The 18,485-nt window shown below is 58.8% G+C and carries 16 protein-coding genes; 7 read left to right on the top strand and 9 right to left on the bottom strand.

Annotated elements, in window-relative coordinates; all coding sequences use genetic code 11:
- Positions 1–21 precede the first annotated feature (21 nt).
- The gene (locus G518_RS0131315) at positions 22–996 is read right to left on the bottom strand and encodes a Bug family tripartite tricarboxylate transporter substrate binding protein (RefSeq protein ID WP_028605840.1); all 975 of its coding nucleotides are present in this window, start codon (positions 994–996) and stop codon (positions 22–24) included.
- A gap of 14 nt (positions 997–1,010) precedes the next feature.
- Positions 1,011–2,171 carry a CaiB/BaiF CoA transferase family protein gene (locus G518_RS0131310; protein ID WP_028605839.1) on the bottom strand — a complete coding sequence of 387 codons (1,161 nt, stop codon included), beginning with the start codon at positions 2,169–2,171 and terminating at the stop codon, positions 1,011–1,013.
- Between the two features lie 115 nt (positions 2,172–2,286).
- Here G518_RS0131310 and G518_RS37840 point away from each other — a divergent pair, with 115 nt between their 5' ends.
- The 6 genes from G518_RS37840 to G518_RS0131280 all read left to right on the top strand — a co-directional run bounded on the left by G518_RS37840 (position 2,287) and on the right by G518_RS0131280 (position 8,286).
- Positions 2,287–3,195, top strand: a complete 909-nt coding sequence (locus tag G518_RS37840) for a LysR family transcriptional regulator (RefSeq protein ID WP_051237604.1) — start codon at positions 2,287–2,289, stop codon at positions 3,193–3,195.
- Entirely contained in the window at positions 3,192–3,926 is a 735-nt protein-coding gene (locus tag G518_RS0131300; RefSeq protein WP_028605838.1) for an ABC transporter substrate-binding protein, read from the top strand. Before G518_RS37840 ends, G518_RS0131300 begins: the two co-directional genes overlap by 4 nt.
- 397 nt (positions 3,927–4,323) lie before the next feature.
- Positions 4,324–5,313, top strand: coding sequence for a Bug family tripartite tricarboxylate transporter substrate binding protein (locus G518_RS0131295; protein ID WP_028605837.1), 990 nt, complete (start codon positions 4,324–4,326; stop codon positions 5,311–5,313).
- Positions 5,314–5,317: 4 nt separating this feature from the next.
- On the top strand, positions 5,318–6,028 hold the full coding sequence (locus G518_RS0131290) for an alpha/beta fold hydrolase (protein WP_028605836.1): 711 nt from the start codon (positions 5,318–5,320) through the stop codon (positions 6,026–6,028).
- Positions 6,029–6,084: 56 nt separating this feature from the next.
- A complete protein-coding gene (locus tag G518_RS0131285) occupies positions 6,085–6,987 on the top strand; it encodes a GntR family transcriptional regulator (RefSeq protein WP_028605835.1) in 903 nt (300 codons plus the stop codon).
- 345 nt (positions 6,988–7,332) lie between these two features.
- On the top strand, positions 7,333–8,286 hold the full coding sequence (locus G518_RS0131280) for a CysB family HTH-type transcriptional regulator (RefSeq protein ID WP_028605834.1): 954 nt from the start codon (positions 7,333–7,335) through the stop codon (positions 8,284–8,286).
- Positions 8,287–8,301: 15 nt separating this feature from the next.
- Here G518_RS0131280 and G518_RS0131275 read toward each other — a convergent pair whose 3' ends face one another.
- The 3 genes from G518_RS0131275 to G518_RS0131265 form a co-directional block, all read right to left on the bottom strand.
- The gene (locus G518_RS0131275; protein ID WP_028605833.1) at positions 8,302–9,186 is read right to left on the bottom strand and encodes an alpha/beta fold hydrolase; all 885 of its coding nucleotides are present in this window, start codon (positions 9,184–9,186) and stop codon (positions 8,302–8,304) included.
- 95 nt (positions 9,187–9,281) lie between these two features.
- Positions 9,282–10,253 (bottom strand): Bug family tripartite tricarboxylate transporter substrate binding protein, encoded by a 972-nt coding sequence (locus G518_RS0131270; RefSeq protein WP_051237603.1) that lies wholly within the window; start codon positions 10,251–10,253, stop codon positions 9,282–9,284.
- A gap of 25 nt (positions 10,254–10,278) precedes the next feature.
- Positions 10,279–11,319, bottom strand: coding sequence for an asparaginase (locus tag G518_RS0131265; RefSeq protein WP_051237630.1), 1,041 nt, complete (start codon positions 11,317–11,319; stop codon positions 10,279–10,281).
- A 131-nt stretch (positions 11,320–11,450) separates the two neighbouring features.
- On the opposite strand from G518_RS0131265, the gene G518_RS0131260 reads away from it, so the two are divergent.
- Positions 11,451–12,155: a GntR family transcriptional regulator gene (locus tag G518_RS0131260; protein ID WP_051237602.1), complete on the top strand. Its 705-nt coding sequence runs from the start codon at positions 11,451–11,453 to the stop codon at positions 12,153–12,155.
- 425 nt (positions 12,156–12,580) lie between these two features.
- Here the strand turns inward: G518_RS0131260 and G518_RS0131250 are convergent, their stop codons facing one another.
- The 4 genes from G518_RS0131250 to purB all read right to left on the bottom strand — a co-directional run bounded on the left by G518_RS0131250 (position 12,581) and on the right by purB (position 18,265).
- Positions 12,581–14,884, bottom strand: coding sequence for a molybdopterin guanine dinucleotide-containing S/N-oxide reductase (locus G518_RS0131250; RefSeq protein WP_028605828.1), 2,304 nt, complete (start codon positions 14,882–14,884; stop codon positions 12,581–12,583).
- Positions 14,885–15,010: 126 nt separating this feature from the next.
- Positions 15,011–15,868 (bottom strand): sulfurtransferase, encoded by an 858-nt coding sequence (locus G518_RS0131245; protein ID WP_028605827.1) that lies wholly within the window; start codon positions 15,866–15,868, stop codon positions 15,011–15,013.
- Positions 15,865–16,860, bottom strand: coding sequence for a Bug family tripartite tricarboxylate transporter substrate binding protein (locus tag G518_RS0131240; protein WP_028605826.1), 996 nt, complete (start codon positions 16,858–16,860; stop codon positions 15,865–15,867). The genes G518_RS0131245 and G518_RS0131240 overlap by 4 nt, the downstream gene beginning before the upstream one ends.
- Before the next feature lie 43 nt (positions 16,861–16,903).
- Entirely contained in the window at positions 16,904–18,265 is a 1,362-nt protein-coding gene (gene purB, locus G518_RS0131235; RefSeq protein ID WP_028605825.1) for an adenylosuccinate lyase, read from the bottom strand.
- Positions 18,266–18,485 lie beyond the last annotated feature (220 nt).

The following is an 18,485-nucleotide window of genomic DNA, read 5'->3' as shown; positions in this document are numbered from 1 at the left end:
TTGTATTCACACCGCAACCCATCATTCGGGCTGGATGCCCGCAGCGCGTATGACCTGGCCCCATTTCTTGGATTCTTCTGCCTGGAACTTGCCCAGACCATCCGCAGTGGAAAGCATGACTTCCCCACTAGTCTTGTCCTGGAACGCCTTGGATGCCGGCGTCACCATGATCTTGCCGAATGCCTGGTTCAGCGTGCTCACAATCGCAGGGGATGCACCGGGAGGCATATAGACCGCGGTCCAGTAGGTCATTGCATAGCCTTTGACGCCCGCTTCTGCCACGGTTGGCACATCAGGAGCAGCTGCCAAGCGCTTGGAACCGCTAGCGGCCAGCGCGCGCAGCTTGCCGCCTTGCACCTGTGGCAACGCCGTGGGCGAATCAGCGAACATGAAATCGATCTGGCCACCAATCAGATCCGTGATAGACAGCGGATTGCTTTTGTACGGCACATTCACAGCATCCACGTGGGCCATCTGCTTGAGCAGCTCGCTGGCCACGCGGCTGGAAGAAGAACCGCTACCGAAGTTAAGCTTGCCCGGCGCTTTTTTGGCTGCGGCAAGCAGGTCATCCAAGGTTTTGTAGGGCGAGTCAGGCCGCACGAGCAAAAGCATCTGACCGATCGCCAATAGGCTCACTGGTGTGAAATCCTTGATCGGGTCGTAGGGGATCTTTTTGAACAGGTGCTCGTTGGCCGCGTGCGTAGTGTTGGTGGTAATCAGCAAGGTGTAGCCGTCAGGAGCGGCCTTGGCGACGTACTGCGCAGCCAGGAATCCGCTAGCGCCCGCCTTGTTCTCCACCACGACCGGAACTTTAAGCTCATCGCCGAGCAGCTGTGCCAACAGCCGCGCCTGCTGATCTGTGCCACTGCCAGGGCCGAAGGGAACGACCAGAGTGATGGGTTTGGTGGGAAATTGCTGCGCGGCCACCGGCAACGCGCCGAACGTGACGCTGGCAGCAAAAACAGCGGTAAGGGCCAAAGTAAATCGACGTTTCATGGTGTCTCCTATCTCTATGTGTTTTGGGAAATGAAAGCAGGTAATCCGTGTATTTCGTTGTGAGCGCCCAGCCGTGGGGCTCCAGCTTTCAACCTGGGGCGCTCACCGTCAATCGTGAGCGGCAGTGTGGTCAATGAAAAATCGTCATCGCCCACAGGCGAGAGCATGCCGAGCGCCCGGACCTGGGGATGTGCCAAGGCCTCGGGCACGGTGTGAACAGGGGCACACGGCACGCCAGCAGATTCGAAGCGCGCGATCCACTCCGTGCGGGCCGTTGCAGCCATCAGTGGCTCCAATTGCTCAAAGAGCGCGGCCTTGTTTGAGAGCCGGGCGCGGTTGGTGCTGAAGCGCTCATCGTTCAGCCACTCGGGATGGCCCACCTCGACCGCCAGCTTGGAGAACAGCCTGTCGTTTCCGCAGCAAATCAGCAGTGGGCCATCCGCCGTATCAAAGGCTTCGTACGGAACGAAACCCGGGTGCCCGGAGCGGTGGCGCTGAGGAAGAGCGCCTTCATTGGTGAACGCATCCGCCTTCTGGCCGTTCCACACCAGGGCGGTCTCAAGCAAAGACGTTTGCAAAATACCTCCCTGCCCCGTGTGCGTACGCCGCTGAAGCATTGAGAGCGCGCCAATAACCACCCACATGCCCGAGCCCTGATCGCAGATGGAGGCGCCCGCGCGCATCGGAGGGTCGTTGGGGCCACCATTGGTGCTGGAAAGGCCACTGAACGCTTGCACCAAGGGTTCGTAGCCCGGGCGGGACGCCATGGGGCCCAGATGGCCGAAGGCGGAGATTTCGCAATAGATCAGAAGTGGATGACGTGCGCAGACGCTTGGGCCATCAATGCCCAGCGCCAGGGGGACACCCGGACGAAGGTTGTGAATGAAGATGTCGGCCTCAGCCACCAGGCGCTCGAACGCGACCTTGCCTGCGTCTGATTTGAGGTCAATGGCAACTGATTGCTTACCCCGGTTGAAGACCTGAAAATTGAGGGCATCGCCATGCCTGAAGTCCGGCCCCATTCGGCGGGCATCGTCTCCGCCTTCTATTCGCTCCAGCTTCACCACATCGGCACCGAGGTCCGCCAGGATCGCGGAGGCAAACGGCCCCGCCAGCACCTGACCGAGCTCCAGAACGCGCACGCCTTCCAGCACGCCTGATCCACGTGAATTCACTCGTTTGTCTCCTGATTGTTCTTGGAACGTATTCAGGTGACAGTCTAAGAGCAGGCCATTGATCTGTGAATAGCCATCATGCTATATCTGTGATAACGTAAACGCATCAATAGCCATGCGTGAAAATCTTACTCTTCAGCAGCTGCAGGCGTTCGTGCAAATCGTCGCCACGGGCAGTTTTCGCGGGGCGGCAGCGCAGATCGGCGTGTCACAACCTGCGCTCAGCCGTACGATCCGGCAAGCCGAGCAAACACTGCAAGCCAGGCTGTTCGACCGCGACACCCGCAATGTGGAGATCACTCCCATTGGCCAGGAACTGCTTCCCATCGCCCAGCGGATCTTGCGCGAGTTCGACAACTCCTTTGGCGAGCTTGGGCAATTCCTGCAAGGGCGCAGTGGCCGAGTGGCGATCGCAACACTCCCGTCTATTGGCGCCGCGCTCATACCCCAGGCGATAGCCGCCTTCCGTAGCCAGCAGCCACAAGTCGAGTTTTCGCTCATCGAAGCCCCTGCCGATGCGCTGCTTGCAAGCATCGACGAAGGGCACGCCGACTTCGGCCTCACCGTGCGGCCTGCCCCAGACAGGAAACTGCGCTACCGTCATATGTTGAACGACCCTTTCGTCCTCCTATGCCCACGCGACGATCCCTTGGCCAGCAGAGACTCCGTTCCATGGTCGGTATTTACCACCCGCCCATTTATAGGTTCTCAAAAACGCAGCAGCATCCGCCCCATTACGGATGCGGCGTTGATGCGGCTGTCAGTTTCTCCTTCGCTGGAATACCCGAGCGTTTCGGCCTGTGGGGCGTTGATCAGCGCCGGGCTGGGGATCACCGCTTTGCCCCGCATGGCGCTCGATCTCGTACGTATGGAAAAATTGGTTGCTATCCCGCTGGTGCGCCCGCAAGTCAATCGCTCCATAGGCATCGTGACACGCATCGGACGCACGCTGCCACCGGTCAGTCATACTTTCATTGAAACGCTGGTCAATCAGTTATCTCTTCAAAGTTCTCAAACACCATGACCCTCAGCTCAGACATCGTCAAAGCCTTCACGCCCACCGGCGCACTCCGCGCCTCCATCAACCTGGGAAATCCCATCCTCGCCAATCGGGATCCGAAGAGCGGTGAAGTGGGCGGGGTTTCTGTAGACCTCGCCAACGCGTTCGCTCAAAAGCTAGGGGTTCCGCTCGAGCTGGTCGTCTTCGACGCCGCCGGAAAGTCTGTTGATGCTGTCAAGGCAGAACAAGCCGACATAGGCTTCTTCGCTATCGATCCTCTGCGTGGACAAGGCATACGGTTCACCGCGCCCTATGTGTTGATAGAAGGGGCTTACCTGGTCCTTCAAGACTCTCCGCTGCAAAGCAACGACGAGGTAGATCGGCAAGGCACCCGTGTCATGGTGGGAAATGGCAGCGCCTACGACCTCTACCTGACCCGCGAACTCAAGGCGGCCACGATTGAGCGCGCACCCACCTCACCCACCGTGGTGGATACTTTCCTTGCCAACGCAGCCCACGTGGCGGCGGGAGTGAAGCAACAATTGGAAGGCGACGCGAAAAGATTGGGTGGGCTGCGCCTGTTACCTGGTCGCTTCATGGTGATTCAGCAGGCCATGGGCACGCCAACCAGCCGCGGGGAAGCTGCGGCTCAGGCCTTATCCCAGTTTGTTGAGCAGAGCAAGGCCAGCGGCTTCGTGGCAGATGCGCTCGCCAAACACGGCATTCAGGGCGCCTCGGTCGCGCCTGCGGCTTAGAACGTGTTCACGATCTAAGGCCCCCTGAATTGGCAGTGGCCTCTCACCGGCCACTGCCCCAGCACACCCGTATGCGACAGGCCGCGGGTCTGCTTCACCCAGGCAAGTAGACCAAGCCATCCAGCATTTGACGGGCGCGACGAGGTCCAAACCGGTACCCCGCTGGATACGGCTGAGAAGGCCGTTTTCACATCAAAGTACCGTCGCTTTAGCAACCGGGCGAAGCTATGACATCGGTTTTTTTACTCATGAGAACCCCTAGTCGCCGGTAGCTAAGGCGCCCTCCCTTTTGCTTAATTGCATTATGTGCTCATAAAAGTCATTTATGCATAATAGAATGCGAGCAGGCTGGAGGCAGTCGGCCAGAGCCACCCCAATCCAAATGAAGGAGACAAAGATGAAAAAATCACCCATCGCTCTACGCCGCCGGGTAGCCGTGACGGCTACCCTCGCTCTGCTCGCCGGGGGCGTTGCACCGCTGGCATTTGCACAAGCGTATCCATCCAAACCCATCAAGATCATTGCCCCCTTCCCGCCGGGCGGCTTCACCGACGTCGTCACTCGGCGAGTGGCCACCAAGCTCTCGTCTGAGCTCGGCCAACCCGTCGTGGTCGAGAACCGGCCCGGAGCTGGCACCAATATTGGCAATGACGCAGTGGCCCAAAGCGCCCCAGACGGCTATACCCTCCTGATGGGCACCTCCAGCCTGGCGATCAACCGAACTCTGTACTCCAAGCTGAGTTACGACGCCGAAAAAGATCTTTTGCCTTTGGGCACCTTTGCCACCACCGGCTACACACTGCTCGCCAACAACTCCTTGCCCGCGAACGATGTGGCCCAACTCATTGCTCTCGCCAAATCCAAGCCTGACACCTTGTCGTTCGGATCATCCGGCAATGGCGCCGTCAACCATCTCGCAGGTGCGTTGTTCACCACCATGGCGGGCGTCAAGCTTCAGCACGTTCCCTACAAAGGAAGCCAGGCCGCCATCACTGACTTGATCGGTGGCCAGATTCAATTGTTCTGGGCCTCCAATCTTGAGGCCATGCCCATGCTAAAGGCCGGCCGGGTCAAGGCGCTTGGAGTCACTACCAAAAACCCGGTTCCAGTGCTGCCTGGCGTTCCTCCCATCGGCCAGACCGTCAAAGGCTACGAAGCCGTTTACTGGATGGGCTTGTACGCTCCAGCGAAGACCCCGCCTGCCATTGCTGAGCGGCTGGGTGCGGCGCTTCAAGCAGCGGCAGCATCAGCCGAGATGCGTGAAGCGCTAGCAGCATCAGGCGCGGAATCCGCATACGAGCCCCCCGCCGACGCCAGGGCGTTACTGGCCCGCGATACCCAGGCCTGGGGCAAGGTCGTGCGCGACACCGGTGCCAAGGTAGACTGACCTCATGACAGCCGCCACGCCCCGCCCTCAAGTCGTTCTGCTAGGCGGCCATCTCTGCACCCCTGTACTGTGGGAGCACCAGTGCGCAGCGCTGGCCGCTGTCGCAGATTGTTTGCCGCTGGCTCTGGAAGGTGGTGGCTCCATGGAGGAGCTTGCGAAAACGGTGCTTGAGAAAGCATCCCCGCAGTTCAGCCTGGTTGGCCTATCCATGGGAGGGCACGTCGCCATGGAAATCATGCGACGCGCGCCCGAACGCGTGGAGCGACTCGCACTCCTAGACACTCGGGCGGATATTGACTCTCCAGAGCGCATGGCCGTCCGTGCCCAAGACGATGCCATCGTGCGAGATCAGGGCTTCGAAGCATTGGCCCGCACTTTGCCAGACCGATGGATGAGCGCCAGGTGCGCCGCCATGCCTGAGCTGCGAGCCACGGTGCTGCGCATGGTGCGCTCGGTGGGCGAGCAATCAAGACAACAACAGCTTCGGGCCTTGCTATCACGTGTCGACTCCCGGCCAAGCTTGTCTTCTATTCGGTGCCCTACGCTGGTGATGTGTGGCAGGCAAGATGCGCCCAATCCAGTCTGGATGCATGAGGAAATGGCGGCCCTGATCCCAGGAGCCACTCTTCGCATCATCGAAGAGTGCGGCCACCTCTCGCCACTTGAACAACCGCAAGAGGTTTCGCGTGCACTTGGTGACTGGCTTGGCTGGTAGCGCTGGCGCGCGCGTTTTGACGTTCTGAGTTAACCACACGCTCTAAACTACGCACGATGCATGAAAATTCAGAGCCGTCACCATTGCGCGGCCGAGTGGCGCGAGAAATCATCAGCATTGTCAGACGAGAAGGTCTGAAGGCTGGCGATCATCTTGGAGAAAGCCATCTCGCCGAACAGATTGGAATCTCACGCTCTCCCGTTCAGGCCGCCATGCGACTCCTGGCCGAGCATGGCGTCCTTGAGCGAAGCACCAATCGCGGCTTTTTCCTCACCCGCGACGCGTCGGAGTGGACCGAGGTCGCAGCCCGTTTTTCATCGACCCCCGACAATCCCCTCTATCTGAGAATCGCAGAGGCTCGGCAGGCACAGGCTATCCAGGACGAGGTGAGCGAAGCAGAGTTGATGCGCCAATTCAATGTAGCGCGGAGCACCTTGCGCAAGGTCTTGTCCCGCATTTCCGAAGAGGGTTGGGTCGAGCAACGCGTAGGCCAGGGGTGGTGCTTTCTGCCCATGATTGACTCACCAGATGCCTATGAAGAAAGCTATCTCTTCAGGCAAGCCATCGAACCTACTGGTTTGCTCAGCCCTTCTTTCCGAGTGGAGCCGCTCGCATTGGCGGAACTGCGTAGAGAGCAAGAGCGCATCGCAAAAGACGGCTATCTCAGCATGACGCCGATCGAGTTGTTTGAAGCCAATAGCCGGTTTCATGAGACCTTGGCGGAGTGGTCTCACAACCGCTTCATTTTGCAGTCTGTGCGCCGGGTCAATCAACTGCGCCGGTTGGTCGAATACCGGCAAGCCTCCCAACGCGCGCCTCGCCAAAACCAGGCAAGTGAACACCTGGAAATCTTGCAGGCCATCGAAGCCATGGATGCCGTACGTGCAGCCAGCTTGATGAAATCCCACCTGGATGGCGCGCGCAGGGGAAAATCCAAGGACAAAACTCTGTTCAGCTAAGACACGAAGGCCTTCCTCCCCCTGGGTCAAAAGCCACCTGACTACCTAAGGTCATGCCGCTGCCTGTTTTACACAGGTGTCCGAGCCAAGCGATCAAGGAATTCAGATATCCAAAGTCAGTAAGAGTCTTTGATCCCAACACGCGGCGGTAGAACAATCAACCACCAACACACACGAATGCGAGCGACCGAAGGAGATCCTTCTGCCACCCGCATTTCCTGGACCCGTGCGCGCCTTACCCTGCTTGGGGCCATAAGCAAACAATAAGAAAGTCGTTGGTATTTGGCACATCACGGGCAATGATGCGGATATTCGCAATATCGGCCTGCGCCAAGCATCATCACCATGAATTTTCAGCAACTTCGCTCAGTGCGCGAAGCAGTGCGCTGCGGCTTCAATCTGACCGACGTGGCAGAAGCTCTGCACACCTCGCAACCGGGGGTCAGCCGCCAGATCCGGGAACTGGAAGACGAACTCGGTATCGAGATTTTCGTTCGTGCGGGCAAACGCCTGACCGGTCTCACACCACCGGGAGACGCTCTGCTGCCAGTCGTGGAGCGTCTGCTGCTCGAAGCCGAGAATCTCCGGCGAGTAGGCAACGATTTCAGTGCCAGCATGGAAGGGACTCTTTCAATCGCGGCCACTCACTCGCAAGCACGCTACGCCCTGCCCCCTGTGGTGAGAGATTTCCGAGCACGCTACCCTGGCGTTTCGCTGCACCTGCATCAGGGCTCACCCCGTCAAGTGGCAGACATGTTGATGTCTGGCGAGGCAGACATCGGTGTGGCCACAGAAGCGCTTGCCAGCCACGCAGGGTTGCTCACACTGTCTTGCTATCGGTGGTCTCACAGCGTGGTGTTACCCGTGGGCCACCCGCTGCTGGAAACGAGCCTTCCCCTGACCTTGCAAGCCCTGGCTGAGCACCCCATCGTTACTTACGATCTGGGATTCACCGGCCGCTCGCACCTCGACGATGCCTTTCAGCGCGCGGGCATTCAGCCCAACATCGTGCTGACCGCCATGGACGCTGACGTCATTAAAACGTACGTTGAACTTGGCATGGGAGTGGGCATCATTGCCATGATTGCGTTCGATGCTGAACGTGATCGCCAGCTTCGGATGCTGGATGCGCGCCATCTGTTTCAGTTGAACACCACCCGCCTGGGTCTGCGGCGAGGTGCGTGGCTCAGAGGTTACGCCTACGACTTCATCGAAATGTTCGTCCCCACCATGACGCGCGCTACCGTGGAGCAAGCCATGCGCAACGATGAGCCTCAGCCGTGGGGGGACAACATCTAGGTTCAGCAGCCACTATCAGGAGGCCATGCCTGTAGCGTGAGTAGTGGCCAAGGAATACGTACGAACAGGCCAGCGCCCGCTATCAGCCGCAGTCATGAAACTGGTGAGGATTCGATTGAACTCATCAGGCGCTTCCAGATTGATGGTGTGCCCACAGTTGGGTATGACGCTCATAGCTGCCGAAGCCATCGTGGCTTTGAGCATGAGCGCAGGTCCCAGGCAAGGTGTGTCTTCGTCGCCATTCAAGATCAAAGTGGGCAGGTTTAACTTTGCAAGCCGATCTCTCAGGTCGTACAGCGAAGGCCTTTTCAGCTGAATTCCGAGCTGTGTATTGGCCAGACCAAGCGCTGAGAGTTTGGCAAGGGCGCCTTCGAACTCAGCATGCCCACGAGGATCGTTGCGCTCAAAGGACAGGCGCGTGGGTCCCCTTGAATACTTCTTCGCGAACACAGGAACACCTTGCTCCAAAAGCAAGGCTGCCGTGCTTCTGGTTTCGCGCCGGAAGCTCTCCGCTTTATCCGGCTCCGCGCCGTACCCAGCTCCAGCGACGCACAGCGATCTAACTCTGGAGGGATAGTCGAGCCCCATATGCAAAGCGGCAAATCCACCCATCGACAGACCCACGATGTGGGCCTTATCGATCCCGGCATGGTCAAGTACCGCAATCGCATCCTGCACGGCACGCGATTGGGAATAGGACGCGGCATCTGGCGGCACTTGCGACGGAGGATAGCCGCGAGCGTTGTACGTAAGACACGCGTACCCTCGACTGAAATGCCTGACCTGTGCCTCCCAGCTTTGTTGGGTTGCGGCGAACTCGTGGATAAAAAGAATAGGCGTACCTGTACCCGTTAACTCGTAGTACAGCTCGACCCCATCGTCGGTTGTGGCGAATGTCATCGCACCAGCTCCATATCCTTAGAAATTTCCGGGAGTGTGTCAGGTATCAAAAGCCATCGGCCGGCATTTTTCCTATGCGCAAAGCCCTGGGCTCCTTAATCGAGGCTGGCGCTCACGGACCGCGCAATGGCTCCCCAGCGACGCTGCTCGGAGAGCACATAGCTCCCAAGCTGATCAGGCGTTGAAGATTCAGGCATGGCCGACTGCGCCCGGAAGGTTTCCTGAACCTTGGGATCAGACAATGCATCTTTCACAAGTTGATTGATGCGGCTGATGACATCAAGCTTCGTTCCCTTTGGCACATGAATGGAGAACCAGTTTCCAGTTACCACATCTACGCCGAGTTCACGTAATGTGGGTGCGTCTGGCAGGAGCGGCAATCTTTTGTCAGAGGTCACGGCCAATACCTTCGCTGTCCCTGATCGGGCTGCGGCATCAGCGCCTCCGGGTTGCAGCATCATGGCATCCACATGTCCGGCCTGGACAGCCTGAATGCCAGGTGCTTGTCCTGAAAATGGAACGTGATGAAGCGTCACGCCCAGCGCCGTGGACACCAATTCCATCCCCAGATGCGACGCGCTGCCAACTCCCCAGGAAGCGAAGGTCAAAGCCCGGGGTTTTGCCTTGGCAGCGGCCACGAAGCTCTTGAAATCAGCACTCGCTGGGTTTGCTTTGCCAACGACCAACGCGAAAGGCACCGTCGCAAAGAGGCTGACAGGCTCGAAGTCCTTGACTGGGTCGTAAGCCAGCTTCTTGTAGATGAAGGGATTGATGGCGTGCGTATCAGTGTTCGAGACCAGCACGGTGTAACCGTCTGGCGCCGCCCTGGCGACCGCCACGGCGCCGATGGCGCCATTGGCTCCTGAGCGGTTGTCCACCACCACGGGTTGGCCACTGCTTTGGGTGATCGAATGGGCAATGGTTCGAGCCAGAATGTCCGTCAATCCCCCTGCAGGATAGGGTACGACCAGTTTAATGGGCTTGTCCGGGAAGGCGGCCAGCGCGGGAACAGCCATGAGCACGCCAGTCAAGGCGACCATGAGCGAGCGACGTTTAAATCCAAACATGCTTTCTCCTAAGGGTTGGTTCAAATCAGTAGCGGGCAAAGATTCGTTCAAGCTCGGTTTTTTCACGAGAGACGGTGAGCGCGAGTGCCAGCAGAATTCGAGCTTTCTGCGGACTCAGGTTGTCGGCTGCGACCATGCCGCCTTGTGTCAAATCCTGGGCAAGGTGAGCGCGACCAGAGCCCGCGCGAGTAGAGACGACGATCGCCACCCCCGCGTCGATCGCCTGTAAGCATGCCTCTCGTTGAGCAGGAGAAAGGCGCCCCCCGGGGAACCCTGCCACGACGAGCCCTTGCGCGCCAGCCGCGGCCAAAGCACGCACGACCTGCCCATCTTCACCTGCGTAGGAATAGGCGATGTCCACTCGCGGCAGAGCGTCCAGCGATCCGATGTCGAATTCGCTTTCCGGGTAATTCCTGCGAACAGGACGCCGGTAGAAGTTCACACCGTCCCCATTGACCTCACCAAGAAGTCCGAAGTCTGGAGTCCGAAAGGCATGTAGCCGCGAAGTCGCGCCCTTGACGACATCGCGCGCCGCATGGATCTCGTCATTCAGGCAAACAAGCACTCCCATGCCACGCGCATCGGGGCTTCCAGCGACCCGTAACGCGTTCACCAGATTCAAGGGTGCGTCTGAGGAGATGGCACTCAAGGGCCGTTGAGAGCCAGTGAACACCACGGGCTTAGGGCTCTTGAGGCAGAGGTTCAAAAAGTATGCTGTCTCTTCCAGAGTTCCCGTGCCATGAAGAATGACGATGCCATCTACAGGGCCGTGATCTTGCTCCAGGCAGTTGATCAATTGCACCAACGAGTGCCACTCGGGGTACCCCCAGGAAGTGGAAGAACCGGTATTGAACGGAACTGGAACGACATCTGCAAAATGCCCAGCCTCCGGCACGGCAGACAACACCTCTTCAACACTCAGCATGGAGCCAAATGCCATGTAGTTCACCAGATCGAGAGATCCGAGCTCACTGAGGGTACTGATCGTGCCGCCAGCGCCAATCACAGCGATCCTCGGCTTATTGGCCTTGGAAGCTGGGTTGGTTCTGCTCGATTCAGGAGTCATGGGGCTATGATTGAACACAGTTTTAAAATAAGTGACTTCACTTTTAAATAAAGTGTAGTCACTTTTCATGAGGATCATCTTCGGGGTTAACCCTAGGTGACGCTTTCTCATCCCAAAAAAGGTGTTCTTGTATGGCAGTTATTCCCGACGAGGCTCGATCAAGTGCCGGTGATGCTGAGGTACCTTCCCAGCGGCCAGACACAAGCTTGCCGCTGCGGGTAGCGGAGAGCATCAAAGAATTGATCTACAGAGGAGACGTGAAACCGGGGGAGCGCCTGAATGAAGTCGCTCTGGCCGCACGAATGGGGGTTAGCCGCGGGCCGATTCGAGAAGCCATCCGAATTCTTACGGGCTTCGGATTGGTAACACCGGTTCTCAACCGGGGGGTCTATGTTCGCGAGTTGACCGTGGGGGAGATGGTCGAAATCTCGGAACTCAGAGCTGTTGTATTCGGATTCATTGCCGGCAGCGCAGCCGAACTACGTTCCACTAAAGACGTGGAGCGACTCCGAGGTCTGATCGATGAGATGGACGCGGCCACCGAAGCAGCTGATAGTGGGAGGTACTACGACCTGAACCTTGACTTCCACTCCGCAGTGACGGCCCTTTGCGGCAGCAAACGAGCCGTTCGCGTTTACTCTGACTTCGTCAAGGAGTTGCATCTGTTCCGCAGGCAGAACTTCGACCATCCGGGAAATATGCGGAAATCATTGAGTGAGCATCGCCGGATCTACGAAGCCATCGCGGCGGGAAGTAAAGCCGACGCGGCACGCGACGCTGAGCAACACATCCTAGCTGGGTGCCAGCGGATGCTCAGAAATGACGGGCACGCCTGAGCACTGAATTGCGTTCAATCGATGGATACCAATTGTGCCCAGGGTCGATGGTTTGTGCCGAGCGGCGAGAGGGGTTCAATCAAAACCACGGTTCGGGCTGAGAAGGTGTGAATGAATCCGGCGTGGCCGCGAGGGTCGTCAAACGCCGCCCGATCAAGGCGCAAAGCGCAGGCATAGCTCGGGCTATGGCGAGCATTTGCAACGCCGAGCGGGTGGTTTTTGGCGGCCAAGGCGGGCATGAGGGATTCGTTCACACCTTCTGAGCCTGTCTAAGCGTTGCGCAAGGCTTCGACAAGCTCAGCCCGAACGGATTTGTATTTTCGGAAGCATGTCGGTATGAGTACTCAACGAAGCACCGAACGCAGCCATCAATAGGGAACAAAGCCGCTGGCATCATTGAAGATACCAAGCCCGCCCTACCCGGTTCAAACAGTCTGAGCAGCCGGTGGCTCGAACGCACGAACTGGTGGCAGCGTACCGTTGAATTTTTCGATCTGCACGATGCCCAGTTGACCTGAACATCCTTGCGCCAAGGACGAAGTGCCCACGTCCTGGGTGAGCACGTTGGGATTTCCGTGCACACAAAGAGGCTTGCCGTCTTTCTGGATCACCGGATCATACCAGGCGCCTGTGGGCAGCTGAACCACATCGGCACGCATGTCGGAGGACAAAACTGCAGACGCCAAGCACGCACCCCTCGCATTGAACAGACGAACCACATCGCCTTCCGCGATGCCGCGCGCGGCCGCAGCGTCAGGATGGAGCGTGCAAACTTCGCGTTGTTGGCGTTTGGTGGACTGGCTATGGGCGCCAAAGTCCAGCTGACTGTGCAAGCGGCTGGCCGGCTGATTGGCCACGAGCCACAACGGGTAGTCGCTGTTCGGCACTTCCTTGGCAGGCAGCCAGGCGGGATGACCCGGGCAGTCCGCATAACCAAAGCTCGCCACTGTAGGAGAGCTAATCTGCGCCTTGCCAGAGGGCGTGGGCAGCGGGTTGGCTACGGGGTCTTGGCGAAACGCGCGGAGCATGCCGCCGTCGTCCGGCCCTATCGGTAAATCCATGTTTCCCCGCGCCCAAAACTCATCAAAGCTGGGGGCTTCAAGTCCCTGGTCCTGCAACCCCTGGCGAGTGCGTTCATACAGATGAGCAAGCCACTGGCGCGTGTCTCGGCCTTCCGTGAAAGCTTCGCGCTTGCCAAGACGCTCAGCCAAATCAGTGAAGATATCGTAGTCATCGCGCGCCAGCCCGTTGGGCTCGGCAATGCGATGCATGGCAACCATCACGGGATCGGTCGGTGTAACGCCGATGTCCTCACGCTCAAGGGTCATGGTGCAAGGCAGAACGATGTCCGCGTGGCGCGCCGTGGCCGTCCAGGCGATCTCATGCACGACAAAGGTATCAAGCGTCCGAAAGCCTTCGGCCAGCCGAGCCAGATCCTGGTGATGATGGAACGGATTGCCCCCTGCCCAGTAGGCCATCTTGATGTGTGGATAGTTGCGCCGCTTGCCGTCGTAATCAAAAGGCTGGCCAGGGTTCAACAGCATGTCGGTAATTCGGGCCACCGGGATGAATTCCCTGATCCCATTTCCGCCCTGGGGCAACGCGCCTGCCGGAACCGAGTTGTTTCTCTTGCCGTAATGCGCCAGGGTGCCCAGCGCATAGTTGTACCCACCACCTGGCAGGCCCAATTGGCCTAGGGCAGCAGCAAGTACAGCCCCCATCCATACCGGCTGCTCGCCGTGCTCAGCGCGCTGCAATGAATGGGCCACTACCACCAGGCAGCGCTTGCCGGGGAGTGACTTCGCCAGCGCCTCGATCTGTTCGGCAGAGATATCGCAAATTGGCGCTGCCCATGCGGCAGACTTGGCCACCCCATCGGTGCGGCCCATCAGGTAATCCTCGAAAGTCGACCAGCCATCGCAATACTGGTCGATGAAAGCCCGATCGTGCAGCCCATCACGTACCAGCGAGTGCACGAGCGCCAGCATTAGCGCGGTGTCGGTGGCCGGCCTGACAGGGAACCATTCAAAACCAGCCTCGTCAGGCATATCGCTTTTCAGCGGGCTGAAAGATACGAATCGGCAACCGCGCCGAGCCGCATCCCGCATGGAGCTGCGCTCAATGTGTTTGCTGATACCGCCCGAAGCCACGCGGGAGTTCTTGAGCGCCATGCCACCGAACGCAAGCACGACCTCGGAATGCTCAACGATCTGCTCCCAGGTCACGTTGTTACGCGCAACCTGCTCCATGCTGCCCAGCACATGCGGCAAGATCACCGCAGAGGCACCCGCGCTATAGCTATTAACCGAACGGACATAACCGCCCATCGCGGTATTAAGGAATCGGTGCACCTGGCTTTGAGCATGATGGAAGCGCCCAGCGCTTGACCATCCATAAGAGCCACCGAAGATGGCGCCGCTGCCATAGGTGTCCTTGACTCGTTGCAACTCAGCCGCAAGGCGATCAAGCACCTCCGCCCAAGGCATTGCGACGAAATCATCGCTTCCGCGGGTGGCATCCGGACCGGGGCCGCGCTCCAACCAACCACGCCGAACCATGGGCGTGGTCACTCGGGCGCGATGCCGGAGCGCGTTGGTGAAGTTGTCCAGGATGGGGTTGGGATCTGGATCGCCAGGATAGGGACGAACTGCAACGGTGTCACCCTCCGCACGAGCAGTGAACACGCCCCAATGGGAGCTATGCGGAAGAAACGCGGCTGAAGAGGTCATTGCATATCCTGGAACGTGTTTGCCACATATTGCAAACACGTTCTTATACCAATCATCGGCAACTTACGTGGTGTGACGCGCTGAAAGCACCACACCATTGAAGGGCGAATTTAGTGTGAACACGCCCTAGTTCGATCCGGTGGCGATGGGCGCACCTGGCTGCGCACTCCACTCGCTCCAGGAACCAGGGTAGAGCGCTGCGCCCTTGAGGCCAGCGATTTCCATGGCCAGCAGGTTGTGGCTGGCTGTCACGCCCGAGCCGCATTGGCTGATCAACTCAGTAGCGGGCCTGCCGCCTGTCACTGCATCGAACTCCTGGCGCAATTGCTCAGCCGGTTTGAAGCGCCCATCGGCGGCCAGGTTGTCCCGGAACAAGCGGTTGCGGGCACCTGGGATATGGCCTCCAATGGGATCCAGCGTTTCGTTCTCGCCACGGAAACGATCCGGAGCACGGGCATCCAGCACCAGCTGTTGCTTGGTGTCGATATTGGCTTTCACAGCTTCGTAGTCCACGGTGCTGACCAGCGTGGGACGCAGGCTGAAGTTTCCCTTGGCCAAGGGTGCGGGCGCCGCAGTTTCCAGCGAGTGGCCGGCGGCTTTCCAGGCAGCGACGCCGCCATCCAGCAACGCGGCAGACGAGTGGCCTACCCAACGCAGCATCCACCACAAGCGGGCCGCGTACATGCCACCTGCGTTGTCGTAAGCGATCACCTGGGTATCGTCGTTCAAGCCCAATGCAGCCATCGATTGCACGAAGGCCTCTTTGGAAGGCAGAGGGTGCCGGCCATTCTTGCCGGTTTTCTCCGCACTCATGGTGTGCTCCAGATCCACGAACACGGCCCCGGGCACGTGGCCAGCGTCATAGGCGCGCCGTCCTGCGGTGAGATCCGTCAATTCGAAGCTGCAATCGATCACCAGGGCGGGCGTAGCGCCTTCGCGCAGTTTGATCAGTTGGTCAACGGAGATCAGGGTTTCATAGCTCATTGAGTAATTTCCTTAAGCAGTGCAGGAGTCAGGGCGCTCTTATAGCGAGCGATGTCTTCCAGAATGAATTTTTGAAAACGGTCTTGGGGTAAGTCGCGCTCCGTGGCGGCATCCTTGCGGATAGCGTCACGCACCTCTGCGGTACTCAGAGCCTTGCTGAGATGCTCAGCAAGGAACTTGACCACAGGCTCGGGCGTGCCAGCAGGCGCAACCAGACCATACCACTGAGTGACCGGAATGTTCAGGCCCAGCTCTTTGAAGGTAGGCACATCGGGAATGGCGGCATTGCGCTTCTCACCGGTTATGGCGAGCAGGCGCAATTGGCCCTGACGCACTTGGCCGACCAGCGGCGAAGCCGTAGCAAAGAAGGCGTCTACCTGGCCACCCAGCATATCTGTGATGGCAGGGCCGGAACCCTTATAGGGCACGTGCAGGATATCAACGCCCGCAGCCTGCTTGACCATCTCCATGCCAATGTGCGCCGCTGCGCCGGTGCCCGTGGAAGCAAAACTCAGTTTCTGTGTTTTAGCTGCAGCAAGGTATTCCTTGGCGGTTTTGAATCGCGAATTGTGTGCCACGAACAGCCCGTGCGGCGCCTCCAGAATGAGGCCTATGGGTGCGAAATCATCCGGCACCTTGTAGGGGATGCTCTGCGGCTTGGTAGCGGCCGCGACCGCCAGATTACCGCTCATCGCCAGCAGGAGTGTGTAGCCATCGGGTTTTGACTTGGCCACGATATCAGCCGCAATATTTCCGCCGGCGCCCGCCTTGTTATCAACCACGACGGTCTGCCCTACGCTCTTGCTGAGGGCCTGGGCGATCATGCGTCCATAGAGATCGCCGCCGCCGCCCGGAGGAAAACCGACGACCAGCTTGATGGGCTGCTCCGGATAGGCAGCAGCAGCCGGTGCAGCCACTGAAAGAGCCGAAACGGCGCCGCAAACGCTTAATGCCATAGCCACAAGACCGCGGCGTGAAACGAGAGTTTTCATAGTGTTTTGTCTCCAGGCGTAATTAGTCGGAAGAGGAAGAACTTCAGCGGTTCAGCCAGCCACTCTGCTGTGCCACGACGCGGTCGACGGAAGCGGCGCATTGGCCGAGGTAAGCAGTGGGATCTGTGAAATCCAGGATCTCTGCATCCGAAAGCGCTTTGCCAAGACCTTCGTGCTGGCGCATGGCATCTGCGAAGGCCAGTTTGTTCTCTATCCCGTGCATAGAGGCCTCGTAGATCCATTCATGCGCGGTCTGCTTCCCAAGCCGCTCGCTCAGTTCCAGCATCACGCGCTCGGAGAGCAGGTAGCCGCGCATCTTGTCAAGGTTGGCGGCCATCACATCGGGCTTGACCTTCAAGCCAGCCAGGAGGTTTTTTGCCTGGAACAGCATGGCGCCGGCAATCATGCAGCACTCGGGTACAGCCTTCCATTCCATCTTCCAGGCAATACCATCGCGCTCGCCCTCTTGCACCATGCCCTCCATCATCATCGCGGCGTTGTATCGCAGCGGGCGCGAAAGCCCTGCCAGGTTCTCAGCCGAAGTTGGGTTGCGCTTGTGCGGCATGGTGGATGAACCCAACTTGCCTTCGGAGAAGCCTTCTTCGACTTCGCCGAACTCATTGCGCTGCATGTTGAAGAGCTCATTGCCGATCTTGGAGAGCGTGGCACCGATCATCGCCAGCACGGTGGTGTATTCCGTGAAGCGGTCGCGCGCGGGCGCCCAGCTGATGGCCGGAGAGCCCAGGCCCAGCTTGGCCATCACTCGCTCCTCCAATTCCTGAGCCTTGGGGCCGAGCGAAGCCTGGCTGCCCACCGCGCCCGCCAGCATGCCCACCAGCACGCGCGGCTCAGCCTGAACAAGGCGCTCATGGTGGCGACCGAGCTCATCCAGCCAGAGGGCGCATTTGTGGCCGAACGTGATGGGCAATGCCTGCACGCCGTGTGTACGGCCCGCCATGGGAACGTCTCGATTAGCCACAGCCAGGCGGGAGAGCTCGAGCCCCACGGCCTTCATGTCACGCATCACCACCGCGTGGAATTCCTTGAGTTGCAAGGCCACACCGGTATCCACCACGTCTTGCGTGGTCGCGCCATAGTGCACCCACTCGCCGTTTTCCTTGGAACAAGCTGCCTGCAGTTGTTTAAGAGCGGGCACCAGTGAGTGCTTGATGCGGCGGATCTCCGCGGACATAGCTGCAATGTCGATATTGGCCACATGCGATTTCTCCGCTATTTCCTTCGCGGCGGCCTCCGGGATTATCTTCATTTCAGCCTGAGCGGCAGCCAGTGCCGACTCGAAATCCAGCCACTTCTGAATGCGGTTTCCCTCAGAAAAAATGTTGCGCAGCTCTTCCGTGCCCCAAAGATGTTGGAGCGATTGCATGTCAAAAACTGAAACGGGCATGGTGGATAGGAATTGAAAGGAAATGAATCCACGAACCTGGAGAGATGCGTGGAGGGAGGCTAAAAATCCGAATTCAAGAAATGAGGCGCTGCAATTCGCGTAAAAAGCCAACTTTGGCTTTCAGAGCGTGTTCATGCTCATACGCAGAAAGTCAGGTCCATTTTCATTTCATTGAATAAAATGCGTTTTAATAAACGAACTATAAAAGATGAAGCCCCAC

Source organism: Ottowia thiooxydans DSM 14619 (genome assembly GCF_000422885.1).
Classification (GTDB): domain Bacteria; phylum Pseudomonadota; class Gammaproteobacteria; order Burkholderiales; family Burkholderiaceae_C; genus Ottowia; species Ottowia thiooxydans.
Note: the sequence above shows the minus strand (reverse complement) of the source record. Positions and strands in the feature narration are given on the sequence as shown.

What these genes read in the sequence shown, in the direction of transcription:
- G518_RS0131315 (WP_028605840.1), bottom strand. Translation starts at nt 996, where the DNA reads ATGAAACGTCGATTTACTTTGGCCCTTACCGCTGTTTTTGCTGCCAGC.
- G518_RS37840 (WP_051237604.1), top strand. Translation starts at nt 2,287, where the DNA reads ATGCGTGAAAATCTTACTCTTCAGCAGCTGCAGGCGTTCGTGCAAATC.
- G518_RS0131300 (WP_028605838.1), top strand. Translation starts at nt 3,192, where the DNA reads ATGACCCTCAGCTCAGACATCGTCAAAGCCTTCACGCCCACCGGCGCA.
- G518_RS0131295 (WP_028605837.1), top strand. Translation starts at nt 4,324, where the DNA reads ATGAAAAAATCACCCATCGCTCTACGCCGCCGGGTAGCCGTGACGGCT.
- G518_RS0131290 (WP_028605836.1), top strand. Translation starts at nt 5,318, where the DNA reads ATGACAGCCGCCACGCCCCGCCCTCAAGTCGTTCTGCTAGGCGGCCAT.
- G518_RS0131285 (WP_028605835.1), top strand. Translation starts at nt 6,085, where the DNA reads ATGCATGAAAATTCAGAGCCGTCACCATTGCGCGGCCGAGTGGCGCGA.
- G518_RS0131280 (WP_028605834.1), top strand. Translation starts at nt 7,333, where the DNA reads ATGAATTTTCAGCAACTTCGCTCAGTGCGCGAAGCAGTGCGCTGCGGC.
- G518_RS0131275 (WP_028605833.1), bottom strand. Translation starts at nt 9,186, where the DNA reads ATGACATTCGCCACAACCGACGATGGGGTCGAGCTGTACTACGAGTTA.
- G518_RS0131270 (WP_051237603.1), bottom strand. Translation starts at nt 10,253, where the DNA reads ATGTTTGGATTTAAACGTCGCTCGCTCATGGTCGCCTTGACTGGCGTG.
- G518_RS0131265 (WP_051237630.1), bottom strand. Translation starts at nt 11,319, where the DNA reads ATGACTCCTGAATCGAGCAGAACCAACCCAGCTTCCAAGGCCAATAAG.
- G518_RS0131260 (WP_051237602.1), top strand. Translation starts at nt 11,451, where the DNA reads ATGGCAGTTATTCCCGACGAGGCTCGATCAAGTGCCGGTGATGCTGAG.
- G518_RS0131250 (WP_028605828.1), bottom strand. Translation starts at nt 14,884, where the DNA reads ATGACCTCTTCAGCCGCGTTTCTTCCGCATAGCTCCCATTGGGGCGTG.
- G518_RS0131245 (WP_028605827.1), bottom strand. Translation starts at nt 15,868, where the DNA reads ATGAGCTATGAAACCCTGATCTCCGTTGACCAACTGATCAAACTGCGC.
- G518_RS0131240 (WP_028605826.1), bottom strand. Translation starts at nt 16,860, where the DNA reads ATGAAAACTCTCGTTTCACGCCGCGGTCTTGTGGCTATGGCATTAAGC.
- purB (WP_028605825.1), bottom strand. Translation starts at nt 18,265, where the DNA reads ATGCCCGTTTCAGTTTTTGACATGCAATCGCTCCAACATCTTTGGGGC.